Source organism: Pseudomonas sp. VEM90, from assembly GCF_054611535.1.
This window is the reverse complement of record NZ_JBTRAR010000014.1, coordinates 150,257-166,061: the sequence shown is the minus strand read 5'-3', so window position 1 is coordinate 166,061 and position 15,805 is coordinate 150,257. Positions and strand designations below refer to the sequence as shown.

At 60.2% G+C, this 15,805-nt stretch carries 16 protein-coding genes; 9 read left to right on the top strand and 7 right to left on the bottom strand.

The features are described from left to right. Positions 1-1,159: 1,159 nt before the first annotated feature. Positions 1,160-1,834, bottom strand: a complete 675-nt coding sequence (locus tag ACYCCG_RS15425; RefSeq protein WP_459671022.1) for a polysaccharide lyase family 7 protein — start codon at positions 1,832-1,834, stop codon at positions 1,160-1,162. A gap of 233 nt (positions 1,835-2,067) precedes the next feature. Between ACYCCG_RS15425 and ACYCCG_RS15420 the strand changes: the two genes are divergently transcribed. Beyond that, positions 2,068-2,391 carry a DUF1654 domain-containing protein gene (locus tag ACYCCG_RS15420; protein ID WP_459671020.1) on the top strand — a complete coding sequence of 108 codons (324 nt, stop codon included), beginning with the start codon at positions 2,068-2,070 and terminating at the stop codon, positions 2,389-2,391. A gap of 38 nt (positions 2,392-2,429) precedes the next feature. Here ACYCCG_RS15420 and ACYCCG_RS15415 read toward each other — a convergent pair whose 3' ends face one another. Beyond that, positions 2,430-3,254 carry a S24 family peptidase gene (locus tag ACYCCG_RS15415; protein ID WP_339444305.1) on the bottom strand — a complete coding sequence of 275 codons (825 nt, stop codon included), beginning with the start codon at positions 3,252-3,254 and terminating at the stop codon, positions 2,430-2,432. A 164-nt stretch (positions 3,255-3,418) separates the two neighbouring features. Between ACYCCG_RS15415 and ACYCCG_RS15410 the strand changes: the two genes are divergently transcribed. Next, positions 3,419-3,757 carry a chemotaxis protein gene (locus ACYCCG_RS15410; RefSeq protein WP_176682409.1) on the top strand — a complete coding sequence of 113 codons (339 nt, stop codon included), beginning with the start codon at positions 3,419-3,421 and terminating at the stop codon, positions 3,755-3,757. Positions 3,758-3,826: 69 nt separating this feature from the next. Here ACYCCG_RS15410 and ACYCCG_RS15405 read toward each other — a convergent pair whose 3' ends face one another. After that, positions 3,827-4,009: a hypothetical protein gene (locus ACYCCG_RS15405; protein WP_021782102.1), complete on the bottom strand. Its 183-nt coding sequence runs from the start codon at positions 4,007-4,009 to the stop codon at positions 3,827-3,829. A 235-nt stretch (positions 4,010-4,244) separates the two neighbouring features. Between ACYCCG_RS15405 and ACYCCG_RS15400 the strand changes: the two genes are divergently transcribed. After that, positions 4,245-5,066, top strand: coding sequence for a shikimate 5-dehydrogenase (locus ACYCCG_RS15400; RefSeq protein WP_339535827.1), 822 nt, complete (start codon positions 4,245-4,247; stop codon positions 5,064-5,066). A 54-nt stretch (positions 5,067-5,120) separates the two neighbouring features. Here ACYCCG_RS15400 and ACYCCG_RS15395 read toward each other — a convergent pair whose 3' ends face one another. The 3 genes from ACYCCG_RS15395 to ACYCCG_RS15385 all read right to left on the bottom strand — a co-directional run bounded on the left by ACYCCG_RS15395 (position 5,121) and on the right by ACYCCG_RS15385 (position 6,572). Further along, entirely contained in the window at positions 5,121-5,363 is a 243-nt protein-coding gene (locus ACYCCG_RS15395; RefSeq protein ID WP_021782100.1) for a hypothetical protein, read from the bottom strand. A 97-nt stretch (positions 5,364-5,460) separates the two neighbouring features. Further along, the gene (gene gloA / locus ACYCCG_RS15390) at positions 5,461-5,988 is read right to left on the bottom strand and encodes a lactoylglutathione lyase (protein ID WP_339444308.1); all 528 of its coding nucleotides are present in this window, start codon (positions 5,986-5,988) and stop codon (positions 5,461-5,463) included. 224 nt (positions 5,989-6,212) lie between these two features. After that, positions 6,213-6,572: a histone-like nucleoid-structuring protein, MvaT/MvaU family gene (locus tag ACYCCG_RS15385; protein WP_176682412.1), complete on the bottom strand. Its 360-nt coding sequence runs from the start codon at positions 6,570-6,572 to the stop codon at positions 6,213-6,215. Positions 6,573-6,933: 361 nt separating this feature from the next. Between ACYCCG_RS15385 and ACYCCG_RS15380 the strand changes: the two genes are divergently transcribed. Together ACYCCG_RS15380 and cobF are read left to right on the top strand one after the other, a co-directional pair. Then, positions 6,934-8,223, top strand: coding sequence for an OprD family porin (locus ACYCCG_RS15380; RefSeq protein ID WP_339444310.1), 1,290 nt, complete (start codon positions 6,934-6,936; stop codon positions 8,221-8,223). A gap of 67 nt (positions 8,224-8,290) precedes the next feature. Further along, on the top strand, positions 8,291-9,040 hold the full coding sequence (gene cobF, locus ACYCCG_RS15375; RefSeq protein WP_209966891.1) for a precorrin-6A synthase (deacetylating): 750 nt from the start codon (positions 8,291-8,293) through the stop codon (positions 9,038-9,040). 69 nt (positions 9,041-9,109) lie between these two features. Here cobF and ACYCCG_RS15370 read toward each other — a convergent pair whose 3' ends face one another. Continuing rightward, on the bottom strand, positions 9,110-9,460 hold the full coding sequence (locus ACYCCG_RS15370; protein ID WP_176682415.1) for a response regulator: 351 nt from the start codon (positions 9,458-9,460) through the stop codon (positions 9,110-9,112). Positions 9,461-9,708: 248 nt separating this feature from the next. On the opposite strand from ACYCCG_RS15370, the gene ACYCCG_RS15365 reads away from it, so the two are divergent. The 4 genes from ACYCCG_RS15365 to ACYCCG_RS15350 are packed head-to-tail and all read left to right on the top strand — an operon-like array spanning position 9,709 to position 15,786. Next, complete coding sequence (locus ACYCCG_RS15365; RefSeq protein WP_339535823.1) at positions 9,709-13,176, top strand: response regulator; 3,468 nt, start codon at positions 9,709-9,711, stop codon at positions 13,174-13,176. After that, entirely contained in the window at positions 13,173-13,994 is an 822-nt protein-coding gene (locus ACYCCG_RS15360; RefSeq protein WP_021782092.1) for a CheR family methyltransferase, read from the top strand. The genes ACYCCG_RS15365 and ACYCCG_RS15360 overlap by 4 nt, the downstream gene beginning before the upstream one ends. Next, positions 13,991-14,566 (top strand): chemotaxis protein CheB, encoded by a 576-nt coding sequence (locus ACYCCG_RS15355; protein WP_459671012.1) that lies wholly within the window; start codon positions 13,991-13,993, stop codon positions 14,564-14,566. The genes ACYCCG_RS15360 and ACYCCG_RS15355 overlap by 4 nt, the downstream gene beginning before the upstream one ends. Next, the gene (locus ACYCCG_RS15350) at positions 14,560-15,786 is read left to right on the top strand and encodes a hybrid sensor histidine kinase/response regulator (protein ID WP_209966885.1); all 1,227 of its coding nucleotides are present in this window, start codon (positions 14,560-14,562) and stop codon (positions 15,784-15,786) included. The genes ACYCCG_RS15355 and ACYCCG_RS15350 overlap by 7 nt, the downstream gene beginning before the upstream one ends. Positions 15,787-15,805: the final 19 nt, after the last annotated feature.

Genomic DNA, 15,805 nt, shown 5'->3' with positions numbered 1-15,805 from the left:
TCAGGACAGGCAAATCCTTGCCCTGCGCCACGAACTCTATGAGCGCGCTCGAAGCAAGAATCCGGAGCGATGGTCAGGACGCACTCGCAACTGGGAGCCGATTGGTACCGTGCTGCTGAACCCTGATCGAGAACAACAGCACGTGAAGCAAGCCGCATAGTTGGATGGTTGACGCGACAACTACCTTGAAAAACGCCGGTGTCTTCATCTCTATGGTGGGATGCCAGCTTTGGGTACCACTGCATCATGAGAAGCGAGGCGGCAACCAAGCACCCAAAAATGGCCACTGCGATCCAGAGAGAATTCATGCATCAAGGCCTCGATCAATCTGACTCAAGTCTTAAAAGATAGACCGTGACCGACCGCTTTGGCTCGACATCGGACTGTGGGAGGTGGGTGTAGCTGACGATCCAGGACAGATCTAGGTTGGCAGAACGCCTGGATGGGGGAATAGAGCTGTCTAAAACCGCCCGAAAGCGTCTCGGTTTTATTGGGCCAAAGTCGCTGAAACTGGCTGAACCCTATTAGATAGGCCAGATGCTCAGGCCGCTTGCGGTGCGGTCTGAGGATAGATTCCCACGCTACTGCTGCATTGCCGGGATGTGCTGGATGGACGTACAGCCGGCGCGTACCAATTTTTGTACCAATGGCTATGTTTTTGAGTGGGATGCAGTGTAGCGAAAGGTCCCGGTATTGATGTTCTCGCCCGTGTCCGGTGATCTGATATAAAACCTTTCTGGACAGGGTAAGCGCACACTTGATGTAGCTCAGAGCTTCTGAGCATTGAGAGGTGCGTATGACCATAGATAGGGATGGAATGGATTGTGATCAGCAGGCTATCAGGCCGGCTGAAAACAATGGTCCGCCAGGCAGTCAAGACTCGGAAGGTAAAAGGGAGCAGCCCGAGGATCGCGACGATTCCGCACATAATCGGCCCTTTCGAGGCAGGCAGAGACCAGGCCCGCCGGACCCATCGCGGGCATCCAATGCCGAGCGTTATAGTTATCACAAGCGCCCACTGGAGTAACTGCCAGTACAGTGTGTAAAGGCTGGCGGAAGTACTGTTCAGCCCAGCTGATAGAAGCCCAGCCCCGCGCTGGGCTTTTTGCATTCATGCGACGCCATGAGGGCTTGTGCTAGCAGGGCTGGGCATCGACGTTCAGCGGTGGATGAGCAAGAGCTCGCTGATGATGCAGATCGAGCCGTCCTCGGCGGGTGTTGCGTCGGTGTAATCGACCTGGTTGTAGACCCCGCCGTGGAACTCGAACAGGTGTGAAGCCCAGGTGCTGTCGAGCTGTAAATCGCCCGACGAGGCGGATACCCCGTTGTATTCGGCCGTCACGTTTACCACGCCTTCAGACGTGGTGTGAATGCTGATGTGGAACGTCGCACCCAGTGGCACCCCCTTCAAAACTGTGGAGTTCACCGGATCGGTCTGGTTAAAGGTGCGCCGAAACCCGAAGGTGATGTTGCCCTTGTTCCAGAACACCTTTACCGGCGGGCCGTCATCCCCGCGTACGTGCATCTGGGCAATGACCACCTTCTGCGCCGAGTTGACCTTGGTCAGCGTCATGGTCTGGCGATTCCAGTGATTCTGGGCGCTGGCCAGCGTCCAGTCTTGCGTTTCTGTCCATTCGCAGCGTGTCCTGTGGGTGCTTTTGCTCGAAGCACCTTTGGTGGGTGCTGAAAACTGGATCGAGCCATCGCTGAGCACCGTCACGATGCTGGGGAGGCGGGCAATCGCTTCAGCACCGTTTAGCTCCAGAGCAACGGGGTTGGTTGAGGAGACGGCTATCGGCGTGGCGATGGTGAGGTGGCTGATATCTACGGCCATGGGGAGCTCCTGGCGAAAGGGTTTGAGTGGTTGAGCAGCCGTGCAAATGGCGGTCGAACACAAAATTAGCCTGTGGCTAAAATCAAATCAATAGCTTTTGGCTAAATTAATTTCGCTTTGGGGGATGTTACCTACTGGCGAAATTTTTTCGCGGTGGGGCTTTACGCTGGCTTTGGCGGTGAGATAAGCTTTAGCTGAATACTGTACGAATATACAGCTATCAGGATAAGAATATGTCTAGGCACATGCAGTCGGGACCCCAACAGCGCCAGGAAATGACTGGAATAGAGCGGCTTAGCCTGCGGGTATCGTCAATGATCAACCACCCACTCGCGCAGACGCAGCGTTGGGTAGTGGTGCACCGCCTGGATACCGACGGTGAAGCGGAATGGGAGGAGGTGATGGGCCAGCTGCGGGAGACGCCCGAGTTGCAGTTGACGTTCAACGATGATGCTAGCGTGACGGTGCGATGGGCGCGCTCTAGCGTGGAAGAGCGTGATGATTTTGTCGTCGAGCGCGACTGCGAGATGCAGGTCGAGGAGGCGGCACCTTTCTGAGCTTCAGCAAAAGCCCGCCGGTCAGGGCGGGCTTCGGTTTATACCAGGTGGGCATTCCACACCAGAAGGACCCTGGCCTGAATGTAGGTCTCTTCCCGACGAATCATGCGGTCTTTGTGCCGCGAGTTGTCGGAGATCATCTCGAAGTGGTCCTCGTCCGCGATCTGTAGCCGCTTGATGTAGATGTGGTCGCCCCAGGAAAAGAAGTAGATGCCATCGCCGACGAATTCGCGGATGCTGACGTCGACGATCAGCGGGTCGCGGTGCCTGATGGTAGGTTCCATCGACTGACCCCAGCCGGTCACCATCTTCAGGTGATGGTGCTCGCTGAACTCCACGCCCAGCTCGCGCAGGTGGCTGGGGCTGACGCGAACGTCCTTGAACATCTCGGGGTAGTCGTGGGGGATCTGGCCACCGCCCATGGCGGCCCGTACGTCATAGTGGGCAATCCACACTTCGTCACCGACCAGGCCGGGGCGAAGCGGCTCGGCTTTCAGCAGCGTGGTATCTGCAGGCTCTTGCGCAGCTGCCAGCAGCCTTTGCCGGGTTTCTTCAGAGATCCCTTTGCCGCTTCGGGCCAGCATCTGCTTGACCAGGTCGGCTGCTGAGAGTTTGTTGTCACCTGCCTCGACAGCAGCTTGCGCATGTTCGCCTGGCGACAGTGCGTCGAACCAGCCCCGTGGCAGGCCTTCGATGCCCTCGATGCGACGGGCCACATCATCGCCCAGGTTTTTCACGGTCTTGTCCGAAAGGATCTGGCTCAGGTGTGCAGGCGCCATCCCCCAGCGCTCTGCGCAGGTCCCCTTTCTCTGGCTACCGATCAGTTTCACCAGGTTGTGCTTGCGAATTTGGTAGATGTCCATGGGGTGAAGCATGCCAGTGTTTAGCTTGCTGCTAAATGTGCGCATGGCTAAATCTGCTCTTGTGGTACTGTTAGCTGTAGGCTAAATTAAGCGCGCGAACAAGGAAAGCTAACGAGACATTTTTCTCCAGGGCTGATCACATCATCATCTGTAATGAGGTTCACATGGATCCGACCGACCTCGGCCCGGGCACCGTCACTTGGTTGGGCGGTACGGGGACTGTACTGCTAGGTGCGTTTCTGTGGCTGCGCAAGTGGTTGTCCAGAGATGCAGTCGACCGCGCGATGGACAACGCGGAGCTTGCAGTCATCCGCCACCTGACAGAACTGCTGGACATCGAACGGGATGCCCGACGGGAGGCCCAGGCAAAAGCTGATCTGCTCGCCAAGGAACGAAACGAGCTGGTGATGACCGTAGGCCGGCTGCAAGGCAAGGTCATGGTGCTGACCAGTCAGTTGGGCAGTAGCGGCCAAACACGAGGTGGCAACCCCGGCAATCCGTGAAGAACAAAAAAAAGCCCGCCAGTTTGGCGGGCAACAGGGGCATAGGGAGCAACGCACAACAAATTCGGATCAGGCAGCCAAGGTGCCTGGCTGCAACTGTTCGGCCAGTGCCCGGGCTGATGCTAGCGTCGGCATCGGGCCGCTGACGGCTTCGCCGTTGCGAACCAGGTACCAGCACGCCAGCAGGCCCTGCTCACGCAGTGAGGCGGGAACGGCGCTACCGACAACGGACATGATCTGGATAGTGGCCATGGGGACCTCCTGTGAAACATGGCTCCACCATACGCAGCAGCCGGGGCAGTTTGAAATCAACTTCCTCGATAGTGATCATTGGTCCTATCAACCGTTACCACGTTCGGGCCTTGTTACTTTGACTCCGTTCTCTGTCAACCGAGCACAGGGAAACGGTAAAGGTTGTGTAAGGGACGACCAGTGACTGACTCTGTTACGCTGAATAAACGTTTCAGTCATGACCAAGGAGCCTGTTATGCCGACAACTCCAAGCCGGGACACCGTGCTTTGCATCTCTCTGGCCGGTCGCCCGGGGACCTTCGGCGTGCGCTTTCACAATCACCTGTACCAGCAGCTGGGCCTGGATTTCTATTACAAGGCCATGCGCACCGATGACCTGCCGGCGGCGGTGGCAGGGATCCGCGCTCTGGGTATTCGCGGCTGTGGGGTGTCGATGCCCTACAAGGAAGCCTGCATGGCTTTGGTCGATGAAATCGATCCCTCGGCGGCGGCCATCGAGTCGGTCAATACCCTTGTCAACGGCGATGGCCACCTGAAGGCTTACAACACCGATTACCTGGCCGTGCGCCAATTGCTGGTGCAGCACCAGGTCGATCCGGGCACCGCGTTTGCCCTGCGAGGCAGCGGGGGCATGGCCAAGGCCGTGGCCAGCGCCTTGCGCGATGCCGGCTTTGCCGAAGGCATCATCGTTGCGCGCAACGAACAGGCCGGGCGCCAGTTGGCGGATGTCTGTGGTTATCGCTGGGTGCCTGAGCCAGGCGACCTCTGCCCGCCGATGCTGGTGAATGTGACGCCGATCGGTATGGCAGGCGGGCAGGAGGCAGATGAGCTGGCGTTTCCCGAGCACGCCATCGCGGCGGCGGAGCGGGTGTTCGACGTGGTGGCGATGCCGGCGCAGACGCCGTTGATTCGCCGGGCTCAGGTGTTGGGCAAGCCGGTGATCACTGGGCTGGAGGTCATAGCGTTGCAGGCGCTGGAACAGTTCGTGTTGTACACCGGGGTAAGGCCATCGCAGGAGCAGGTGGATGCGGCTGTGGCGTACGCGCGGGCTATCTAGTTCCCCCAGCCCCCTTCACGGCTTTAGCTGCGAAGGGGGCTGGCGAAACCAGGGTCAGAACACCTTGTTCCCGCCATCGAGCTGCTTGTCGACCAGTGCCCGGCCATGGGCCAGCGACACATGCTGCGCATTCTCAAGGTCGGAGAAGAACTGCATCGGCATCGACATGCGCTTGCTGGTGTGCCCGTCAGGGGCCGTGATCAGGCAGCCGGCGGCATAGGGCAGGGGTGAGTCGGGGTGGGGCATCACGCTGGCGGTGATGGTGTGCTCGCGGTATTCACAGTGAAGAGATTGCATCGTTCTTACCTCGCTGTGGCATGTGAAGCAGTTACCTTCATATACCACAGCAAGAGGCCGGGAGTTCCCGGCCCGACGAGCGCGCCGCGACGAACGCTCAGTCCTTGAGGTCGGTTGGCTGGATCACTTCGACCCAGTAACCGTCCGGGTCCTTGACGAAGGCCAGGTGGTTCATGCGCCCGTCCTGCAGGCGTTTCTGGAACGGTACGTCCAGTTCCTCGAAGCGCGCGCAAGCGGCGCGTACGTCGGGTACCGAAATGCAGATATGGCCAAAGCCGCGCGGGTCGGTGTTGCCATTGTGGTAGGCGAACTCGGCATCGTTTTCGGTGCCATGGTTGTGGGTCAGCTCCAGCACGCCAGGGATCGACTTCATCCACTGGTGGCGGGCGGTGTCATCAGCGGGGATCTGTGCCGGGTCGACCAGGGCCAGGAAGTACAGGCTGAAAGCGGCTTCAGGGAAGTCACGCTTGTCCACCAGGCGGAAGCCCAGCACGCGGGTGTAGAAGTCCAGCGACTTCTCGATGTCCTTGACCCGCAGCATGGTGTGGTTGAAGACGAACTGGGCGGTGGCGGCGTCAGGTTGCGCGGTGACGCCAGGCAGGGTTTGCAGATCGTGCAGGCTCATGGGAACTCCTGAGACGGGGCCGGGCGCAGGGCGCCGGCAAAACAGACAGGCTGGCCATGATACGGCAGTGCACCGATTGCGCAAATGAAAGCGCCCTGCAAAGGCAGGGCGCTGAAATTAGAGGCCCGCATGTGCGGGCGCGTGATGGGGTCGCTAATCCTTTAGCTGTTTCGATACTGAGCCAGTCCTTGTGAAAAAAGTGTGAAGCCTGTGTGCACATTTCATCAGCGTACCCAGCTTTCTACCGTGGCGGCCCCATACTGTTCTTTCCAGGCCTTGAGACCGCGGTGGTTGCCGCCTTTGGTCTCGATTCGCTCGCCGGTGTGCGGGTTCTGATAGACCTTGACCACCCGTGGGCGGCGTTGTTGCTTGGCGGGTGTGCTGGAAGCGCGGGCCACAGCCTTCGGGTCGAGGATGGCGATGATATCGCGCAGGCTCTTGTCATAGCTTTTCATCAGGCCGACTAGTTTCTGCTCGAATTCGATTTCGCGTTTGAGGCCGGCATCCTTTTTCAACGCTTCCAGTTGCGCCATCTGTTCCTGGAGCGCTTTTTCGGCAGCACGAAACTCTGCAAGTCTGGACACTGTAATCACTCCTGTACGTCAGTCGTGGCAGGGCGTGACGAACATTGAAGAAGAGTAAAAACGCCGGCCACGCAGGTGGGTTCCACTGTTCGCTGATATCGAGTGTAGTCATTCATGGCTACTGGGTAAACTGCTAACTTTTTGTAAGTAAGCCGGGAACTTTCCCAGTTTTGCGGGCGATATTTGGCAGGTTTTCTGCGGTTGCGCGACCAGATGCCTAGACCATGGTCCAATGGCCCGCACCAGAGCCTTTGCGCGATCATTTCAGATGATGGCCGACTCATGTTCGGACCTCCCGCAGTGCCGTGGCCAGCCCGTGCCACAGGTTGTTAACTCGTCTTCATTCTGGATGTTTCCTCGCATGTTTTCCCCTTTCCCCCTCGCTCCCGGGCGCCGTGTTACCGGCCTGTTTCTATTGTGTGCCGGTGTCAACGCCCAGGCTGCCGGGTTTCTTGAAGACAGCAGTGCCAGGGTCGAAGCACGCAATGTCTATTTCAACCGGGACTTCCGGGACGGTTACAGCAGTTCCAGTCAGGGCGCATCCAGGCGCGAAGAGTGGGCACAAGGCTTCATCCTCAATGTGCAATCGGGTTATACGCAAGGCCCGGTAGGTTTCGGTGTGGATGCGCTGGGCATGTTCGGCTTCAAACTGGATTCCAGCCCGGCCGACAGTAACAGTGGGTTGCTGCCCTCGTCCGGTCACGATCCCCGGCACTCGGCCGACCAGTATGCGAAGATGGGCCTGGCGGCCAAGGTCAAGGTCTCCAGTACTGTGCTGAAGTACGGCTCAATGATGCCGGATGTGCCGTTGCTCAAGTACAACGATGGCCGTCTGCTCCCGACCCTGTTCCAGGGTGCCATGCTCACCTCCGAAGAACTGCACGACCTGAAGTTCACCCTGGCTCGCCTGGACAAATACACGGCTCGGGATTCCACCGACCGCCAGGACATCCGCGTGCATTGCAAGAACAAGCGTTATGCTTGCGGTACCGAAGCCGACCACTTCGACTTGGCCGGTGTCGACTATCGCTTCAACGAGCGTTTCGGCGCCCAGTACCAAGTGGCCAAACTGGAGAATATCTACCGTCAGCACTTCTTCGGTCTGGTGGCCAGTCAACCGCTGGCGGTGGGCAGCCTGTCGGCTGACTTACGGCTGATCAAAAGTGATGACATCGGCAATGCCCGTGCGGGCGAAATCGACCATCGCGCCTTCAGCGGCATGCTTGGCTACAGCCTCGGTGGCCACAAGCTCAGCGGCGGCTGGCAGCGCATGTATGGCAACAGCGCCATGCCGTACCTGGATGGCAGCAACCCGTACCTGGTCAACTACGCCCAGGTCAATGATTTCGCCGCTGCCCGGGAGCGCTCCTGGCAAGTACGCTATGACTACGACTTCAAGGCGCTGGGTGTGCCCGGCCTGACCTTCTTCACCCGTTACATCAACGGTGACAATATCAAGGTGCCGGGCAGCCGTGCCGAAGGCAAGGAGTGGGAGCGCGACACCGAGTTCAAGTACCAGGTACAAAGTGGCACTTTCAAGGATGTCAGCGTACGCCTGCGTAATTCCACTTACCGCAGCAACTATGAAAGGTGGGCGCGTGACATGGATGAGACGCGGGTCATTGTCAGCTACAACTTCTCGATCTTCTAAGCGGCCGCTTTGCCAAATACCGGTAGCCGCCTGACAATAGAGGTGGGTTTGCGCAAAGGGCAGGGCAATGAAAGACCTGTTGTTGATCGGCATCGGCGCGGGTGACCCGCGCCAGGTCACCTATGAAGCGGTCGATGCGCTGCGCAGTGCCAGCGTGTTCTTCGTGCTCGACAAGGGCGACGACAAAGATGAACTGGTGCACCTGCGCAAAGCCATTCTGCAGCGCTATCGCCCCGAAGGTGGTTATCGCCTGGTGCCGGTGGTCGACCCGTTGCGCGATGTGCAGGCGGAGGACTACCTGGGTGCGGTGCAGAGCTGGCACCGGCGGCGTGCTGCGCTGTATGCGCGCCTGATCGAGGAGGAAATTGGCGACGGGGAAACGGGTGCCTTCCTGCTGTGGGGCGAGCCCACCCTGTACGACAGCACCCTGCGTATCCTCGACCTGGTCCGCGAGCGCGGCGTGACGCTGCGTTTGCAGGTCATTCCTGGCATCAGCAGTGTGCAGGCGCTGGCGGCGCGGCACCAGGTGCCGCTCAACCGCATCGGCGAGCCCCTGACTGTGCTGCCGGGGCGACGCCTGGCCGGGCAGGGGCCTATCGACAATGTGGTGGTGATGCTCGACGGGCAGTGCGCCTTTGCCGGGCTCGATGACCCGGCGTTGACCATCTATTGGGGGGCGTACCTGGGGACCGAGGATGAAGTGCTGATTGCCGGGCCGTTGCAGGCAGTCAAGGCACAGATACTGGAAGTGCGTGAGCGGGAGCGGGCGCGCAAGGGGTGGATCATGGATACCTATCTGCTGCGCAGAGCGCTGTGAGGTGGGTTGCCTGTGTCGGCCTCTTCGCGGGCAAGCCCGCTCCTATGAGCGAAACAGGCGACACCGTGCTCAAGGGTTACCCAGAATACCCACCACCGTGTCCCGCAACTTGTCGATGCTGAACGGCTTGCCGATCAGGTGCATGCCCTCCGGTACATTGAAACTGTCGGCATAGCCGCTGGCGAACAGCACCGGTAATAGTGGCCGCAGTTCGCGCGCTTTGCCCGCCAGCACTTCACCTCGCATGTCCGGCAGCCCTACATCGGTCATCATCAGTGCCAGCGCTTGGTCCGGATCCTCGAGTACCCGCAGGGCGGCTGCGGCGTCTTCTGCCTCGATGACCTTGTAGCCCAACTCGTCGAGCACTTCGACCATCAGCATGCGTACGATGTCGTCGTCTTCGACTACCAGAAGGTGCATGGTTCAAATCCTGTACAAATGAGTGTCTTTAATCTGTGCACCGCGCGGCATCAGAAGTTCCCGAGGATACCGCTCCATGCAAACAGATGGAACGATTGCCGAACGCAACCTTCAAATACTGGCTTAATGCCCTGCCAGACCTGTCAAAGCTGGTTAGACTCGCTTATCAGGACAGCGCAGTGGCAGATAACAATAACGACTGACCGGCCACTCTTTTCAATGGACTTTTCTAGCTCGGGCGTTTTCTCATGATTCAAGCAGCCTCGATGGACCAGCGAAGCTTTCGCAAGCTGTTGAGCCGCAACATCGGCCTTCCCTTGGGGGTTGGCCTGCTGGGGGCCGTGGCCTTCGTCGCGGTGATCAACTATCTGCTTTCGGCCATGCAGTGGGTCGAGCACACCGACCGGGTGATCGGCAATGCCAACGATACGGTCAAGCTGTCGATCGATATGGAAACGGGCATGCGCGGCTTCCTGATCACGGGCGACGAGCGCTTCCTTGACCCCTACGAGGTGGCCAAGCCACGCATTTTCGGCAGCCTGCAGAGCCTGCGCGGCATGGTCGAGGACAACCCCCAACAGGTCGACCGCATCGATCGGCTGATCGCCTTGCAGCAGGCCTGGAACGACTTCGGCAACCAGATGATTAACCTGCGCCGCAGCCAAGGCGATTACCAGACCTTGATCGGCAACGGCCGGGGCAAGCGCATCACCGATGAAATCCGCAAGGAATTCGATGACCTGATCAGTACCGAACAACAACTGCGCATGGCCCGCAACGAAAAAGTCAGTTCCGTCACTGTGATGGCGATCTCGTCTTTCGTGCTGTTCATTGTCGGCCTCAGTGCATTGCTGGCTTACCTGGGCCGTCGCGACCTGTTGGCACTTTCGGCCAGCTATGATGAAAACCTGCAGGCCCAGCAACGCTCGGCGCAGCGCCTGGAGCACCAGGCCTGGTTGCGCACCGGCCAGACCCAGCTGGCGCAGCAGGTGCTCGGGCAGCTGACCTTGCCCATGCTTGGCGAGAACATCCTGCGCTTTTTTGCCTCTTATCTGGGCAGCGTGGTGGGCGCCGTGTACGTGCGCGACGAGCATGGCCGGCTGGTGCGCGTGGCCTGTTATGGCCTGGGTGCTGAAGAGCAGGCCCGCGAGCAGGTCGAACCGGACCACCATGGCCTGTTGGCCCAGGCGGTCCGCGAAGGCCGCTTGCTGCGCCTGGACGACCTGCCCGAAGACTTCTATCGCCTCAGTTCCGGCCTGGGCAGCGGCTTGCCGCGCAGTGCGCTGCTGATGCCGGCGACCGAAGACGGGCAGATCAACGGGGTGATCGAGCTGGGTTTCCTGCGCCCCTTGCAAGAGCGGGATGAAGAGCTGCTGGAGCGGGTCGGCGGCAACCTGGGCATGTCGATCGAGAGTGCGCGATATCGTCAGCGCCTGCAGGAAGTGCTGGCCGAAACCCAGCAACTCAATGAAGAGCTGCAGGTGCAGCAGGAAGAACTCAAGACTGCCAACGAAGAGCTCGAAGAACAGTCACGGGTGCTCAAGGAGTCTCAGGCCCATCTGGAGACCCAGCAGGCCGAACTCGAGCAGACCAACGAGCAGTTGTCCGAGCGCACTGAAGCACTGGACCGCAAGAACGATGAACTGAGCCAGGCGCAGCTGGAGCTGCAAGCCAGGGCCGACGACCTGCAGCGATCGAGCAAGTACAAGTCCGAATTCCTCGCCAACATGTCCCATGAGCTGCGCACGCCGCTCAACAGCTCGCTGATCCTGGCCAAGCTGCTGGCAGAAAACGGTGAAGGCAACCTCAGCGAAGAGCAGGTCAAGTTCGCCGAATCCATCTACTCGGCCGGCAACGATCTGCTCAATCTTATCAACGACATCCTCGATATCGCCAAGGTCGAGGCTGGCAAGCTCGAAGTACGGCCCGAGACCACCCAGGTAGAGCGACTGGTCGACGGCTTGCGCGGCATGTTCCAGCCACTTGCCGGTCACAAGGGGCTGGCCTTCGAGGTCAAGGTCGAGCCGCAGGTACCGACCACGCTGTTCACCGACCGTCAGCGCCTGGAGCAGATCCTCAAGAACCTGCTGTCCAACGCCATCAAGTTCACCGAGCGTGGCCAGGTCAGCATGAACGTCAGCTTCCAGGCTGGCAGCGGTATCGTGTTCGCGGTCCGTGACACCGGCATCGGCATTGCGGCCGATCAGCAGCAGGCGATCTTCGGCGCCTTCCACCAGGTCGATGGCACCAGCAATCGCCGCTATGGCGGCACTGGCCTGGGCCTGTCGATCTCCCGTGACCTGGCGCATTTGCTCGGTGGCCAGATCAATGTCGACAGCAGCCCCGGGCAAGGCAGCGTGTTCAGCCTGATTCTGCCGGAGCGCTATGCCGCCGAGGACGAAGGCGTCGAGCCGCAAAGCCTGCGCCCGGCCGTCGATGCGTTGCCGCCTGTACCGCAAGCGCCGTTGGCCGCCGCGGTCATGCGCCCGGCACCGGCTTTTGCCGACGACCGCGAGCGCGCCCCTTTCGATACCCGTTGCATTCTGGTGATCGAAGACGAGCCCAACTTTGCCCGCATCCTCTTCGACCTGGCCCATGAGCTGGGCTACAGCTGCCTGGTGGCCCATGGCGCCGACGAAGGCTTCGAGCTGGCCGCCCAGTACATTCCGGATGCGATCCTGCTGGATATGCGCCTGCCCGACCACTCGGGCCTGACCGTCCTGCAGCGCCTCAAGGAGCAGGCCGGCACCCGCCATATCCCGGTGCACATCATTTCGGTGGAAGACCGCGTCGAGGCGGCTATGCACATGGGGGCGGTGGGGTATGCGGTCAAACCCACCAGCCGCGAGGAGCTCAAGGAGGTGTTCGCTCGCCTGGAAGCCAAGCTTACGCAAAAGCTCAAGCACATCCTGCTGGTGGAAGACGACGACCTGCAGCGCGAGAGCATCGCCCGGCTGATCGGCGACGACGATATCGAGATCACGGCCGTGGCCATGGCCCAGGATGCCCTGGCGCTGTTGCGCCAGAACATCTACGACTGCATGATTATCGACCTCAAACTGCCAGACATGCTCGGCAACGAGCTGCTCAAACGCATGACAGCCGAGGATATCCGCGCCTTCCCGCCGGTGATCGTGTATACCGGCCGCAACCTCACCCGTGAGGAAGAAGCCGACCTGCTCAAGTATTCACGCTCGATCATCATCAAGGGCGCACGTTCGCCGGAGCGCCTGCTGGACGAAGTGACGCTGTTCCTGCACAAGGTCGAATCGCAGTTGTCCAACGAACGTCAGCGCATGCTCAAGACCGCGCGCAGCCGCGACAAGGTGTTCGAGGGCCGCAAGGTGCTGCTGGTGGACGACGATGTGCGTAATATCTTCGCCCTGACCAGTGCCCTGGAGCACAAGGGCGCCATTGTCGAAATCGGCCGCAACGGGCGCGAAGCCATCGAGCGCCTGGAGCAGCATGACGACATCGACCTGGTGCTGATGGACGTGATGATGCCGGAGATGGACGGCTTCGAGGCCACCCGCCTGATCCGTCAGCAACCGCGCTGGCGCAAACTGCCGATCATCGCCGTGACCGCCAAGGCCATGAAGGATGACCAGCAGCGTTGCCTGCAAGCCGGTGCCAATGATTACCTGGCCAAGCCGATCGACCTGGACCGCCTGTTCTCGTTGATCCGTGTCTGGCTGCCGCAACTGGAGCGAATTTGACTAGCGAACGCAACACCGACATCGAGATCCGGCTGCTGATCGAGGCGATCTACCTCAAGTACAGCTACGATTTCCGCAATTATTCCGGTGCTTCGATCAAGCGCCGGATTCTCCACGCGCTGCGTCAGTTCGATTGCCTGACGGTGTCTGCGTTGCAGGAGCGCGTGCTGCACGACCCGGGCATGTTCATGCAGTTGCTGCAGTACCTGACGATCCCGGTCAGCGAGATGTTCCGTGATCCTGACCACTTCCTTGCCGTGCGCAACGAAGTGGTGCCGCTGCTGCGTACCTGGCCCTCGATCAAGGTCTGGATCGCGGGCTGCAGCACGGGGGAAGAGGTGTATTCCATGGCCATCCTGTTGCGTGAGGAAGGGCTGCTTGAACGCACCATCATCTACGCCACCGACATCAACCCGCATTCGCTGGACAAGGCCAAGCAGGGTATCTACTCGATGCAGAGCATGCGCGAATACGAGGAAAACTACCGCCTGGCCGGTGGCCGTCGTGACTTTGCCGAGTACTACACCGCCGCCTATGGCAACGCCATCATGGACAGCAGCCTGCGCGACAACGTGACCTTCGCCGACCACAGCCTGGCCACCGACAGCGTGTTCTCCGAGACCCAACTGGTGTCGTGCCGCAATGTGCTGATCTACTTCAACAAGGACCTGCAGGATCGGGCGCTGGGCCTGTTCCATGAATCGCTCTGCCACCGGGGTTTCCTGGTGTTGGGTAGCAAGGAGTCGGTGGACTTTTCGGCCTACAGCGAACGTTTCGAGCCGCTGGTCAAGCCCCAACGGATCTTCCGTAAATCATGAGCGGCGTACGTGCAGTGGTGATCGGCGCCTCGGCGGGTGGCGTGGCGGCATTGTTCCAGGTGCTCGGCGCGCTGCCATCGGCGTTCGCCATACCGGTGCTCTGCGTGCTGCACCTGCCGGACGATCGCCACAGCCAGCTGGCTGGCGTGATGCAGCGGCGGCTGCATCGACCGGTGTGCGAGGCACGTGACAAGGAGAGGATCCGCTGCGGGCAGATCTATGTGGCGGGGCCGGGTTACCACTTGTCGGTGGAGCGCGACCTGACGCTGTCGCTGAGCCAGGAGGAACCGGTGCATTTCTCGCGCCCCGCGATTGATTTCCTGTTCATCTCGGCGGCCGATGCCTACGGCGACGGCCTGCTGGGTGTGCTGCTCACCGGGGCCAACGAAGACGGCGCCAGGGGTCTTGCATACATCAAGAACAATGGGGGGCGCACGATCGTCCAGGACCCTCGTGACGCACAGGTTGCCCTGATGCCGGAGGCCGCTCTGGCCCTGCACCAGCCCGACCATATCCTTACTCTGAGCGGTATCGGGCAGTTGCTCGCGACCTTGGAATACAGCGCATGCTAAGCCACACCATCGCCAAACTGCTGATTGTCGACGACTTGCCGGAAAACCTGCTGGCGCTCGAGGCCCTGATCCAGGGCGAGGACCGTGAGGTGCACCAGGCCCAGTCTGCCGAGGCTGCGTTGTCGTTGCTGCTCGAGCACGAGTTTGCACTGGCCATTCTCGATGTGCAGATGCCGGGCATGAACGGTTTCGAACTGGCCGAGCTGATGCGCGGCACCGACAAGACCAAGCACATCCCGATCGTCTTCGTCAGCGCGGCGGGCCGCGAGATGAATTATGCCTTCAAGGGCTACGAGAGCGGGGCCGTGGATTTTCTGCACAAGCCGCTCGACACCCTGGCGGTGAAAAGCAAGGTCTCGGTGTTCGTCGACCTGTTCCGCCAGCGCAAGGTGCTTGGCCGGCAACTGGAAGCCCTGGAGCAGAGCCGCCAGGAGCAGGAGTTGCTGCTCAGCCAGTTGCAGGTGGCACGGAGTGAACTGGAGCATGCCGTGCGCATGCGTGACGACTTCATGTCGATCGTCTCCCATGAGGTGCGTACGCCGCTCAATGGCTTGATCCTGGAAACCCAGTTGCGCAAGATGCACCTGGCACGGGGCAACCTGGACGCCTTCAGTGTCGACAAGCTGCAAGCCATGGTCGAGCGTGACGAGCGGCAGATCAACAGCCTGATCCGGTTGGTCGAGGACATGCTTGATGTTTCGCGCATCCGTACTGGTAAATTGTCGCTGCGGCCCAAGCTGTTTGACTTGGGCCAACTGGTGCGTGGGCTGGTGGAAAACTTCACGGCACAGGCCCTGGCCCTGGAAACACACATCGAATTGCAGCGTTGCGAAGCGCTGAAGGGGGAGTGGGACGAATTCCGGATTGAACAAGTAGTGGCCAACCTGTTGTCCAATGCAATGCGTTACGGCGAGCGCAATCCGGTGCAGGTACGGGTGTTCGAGCAGGGCGGCATGGCCTGGGTGCAGGTGCAGGATCACGGTATCGGTATCAGCGCCGTCAATCAGCAGCGGATCTTCCAGCAGTTCGAGCGGGTCGCTGCCCAGCAGGCCAGCGGAGGTCTGGGCCTGGGGTTGTACATCTCCGAGCAGATCGTCCAGGCGCACGGTGGCCGGATACAGGTTGAAAGCGAGGAGGGCAAGGGGGCCACATTCACCCTGCAATTGCCGCTGGCAACATTCAAAGAACAAAACGACCAGGCGCGAGCAACCTCTGTGTAAGCCTGGGGTCTGATGGCCA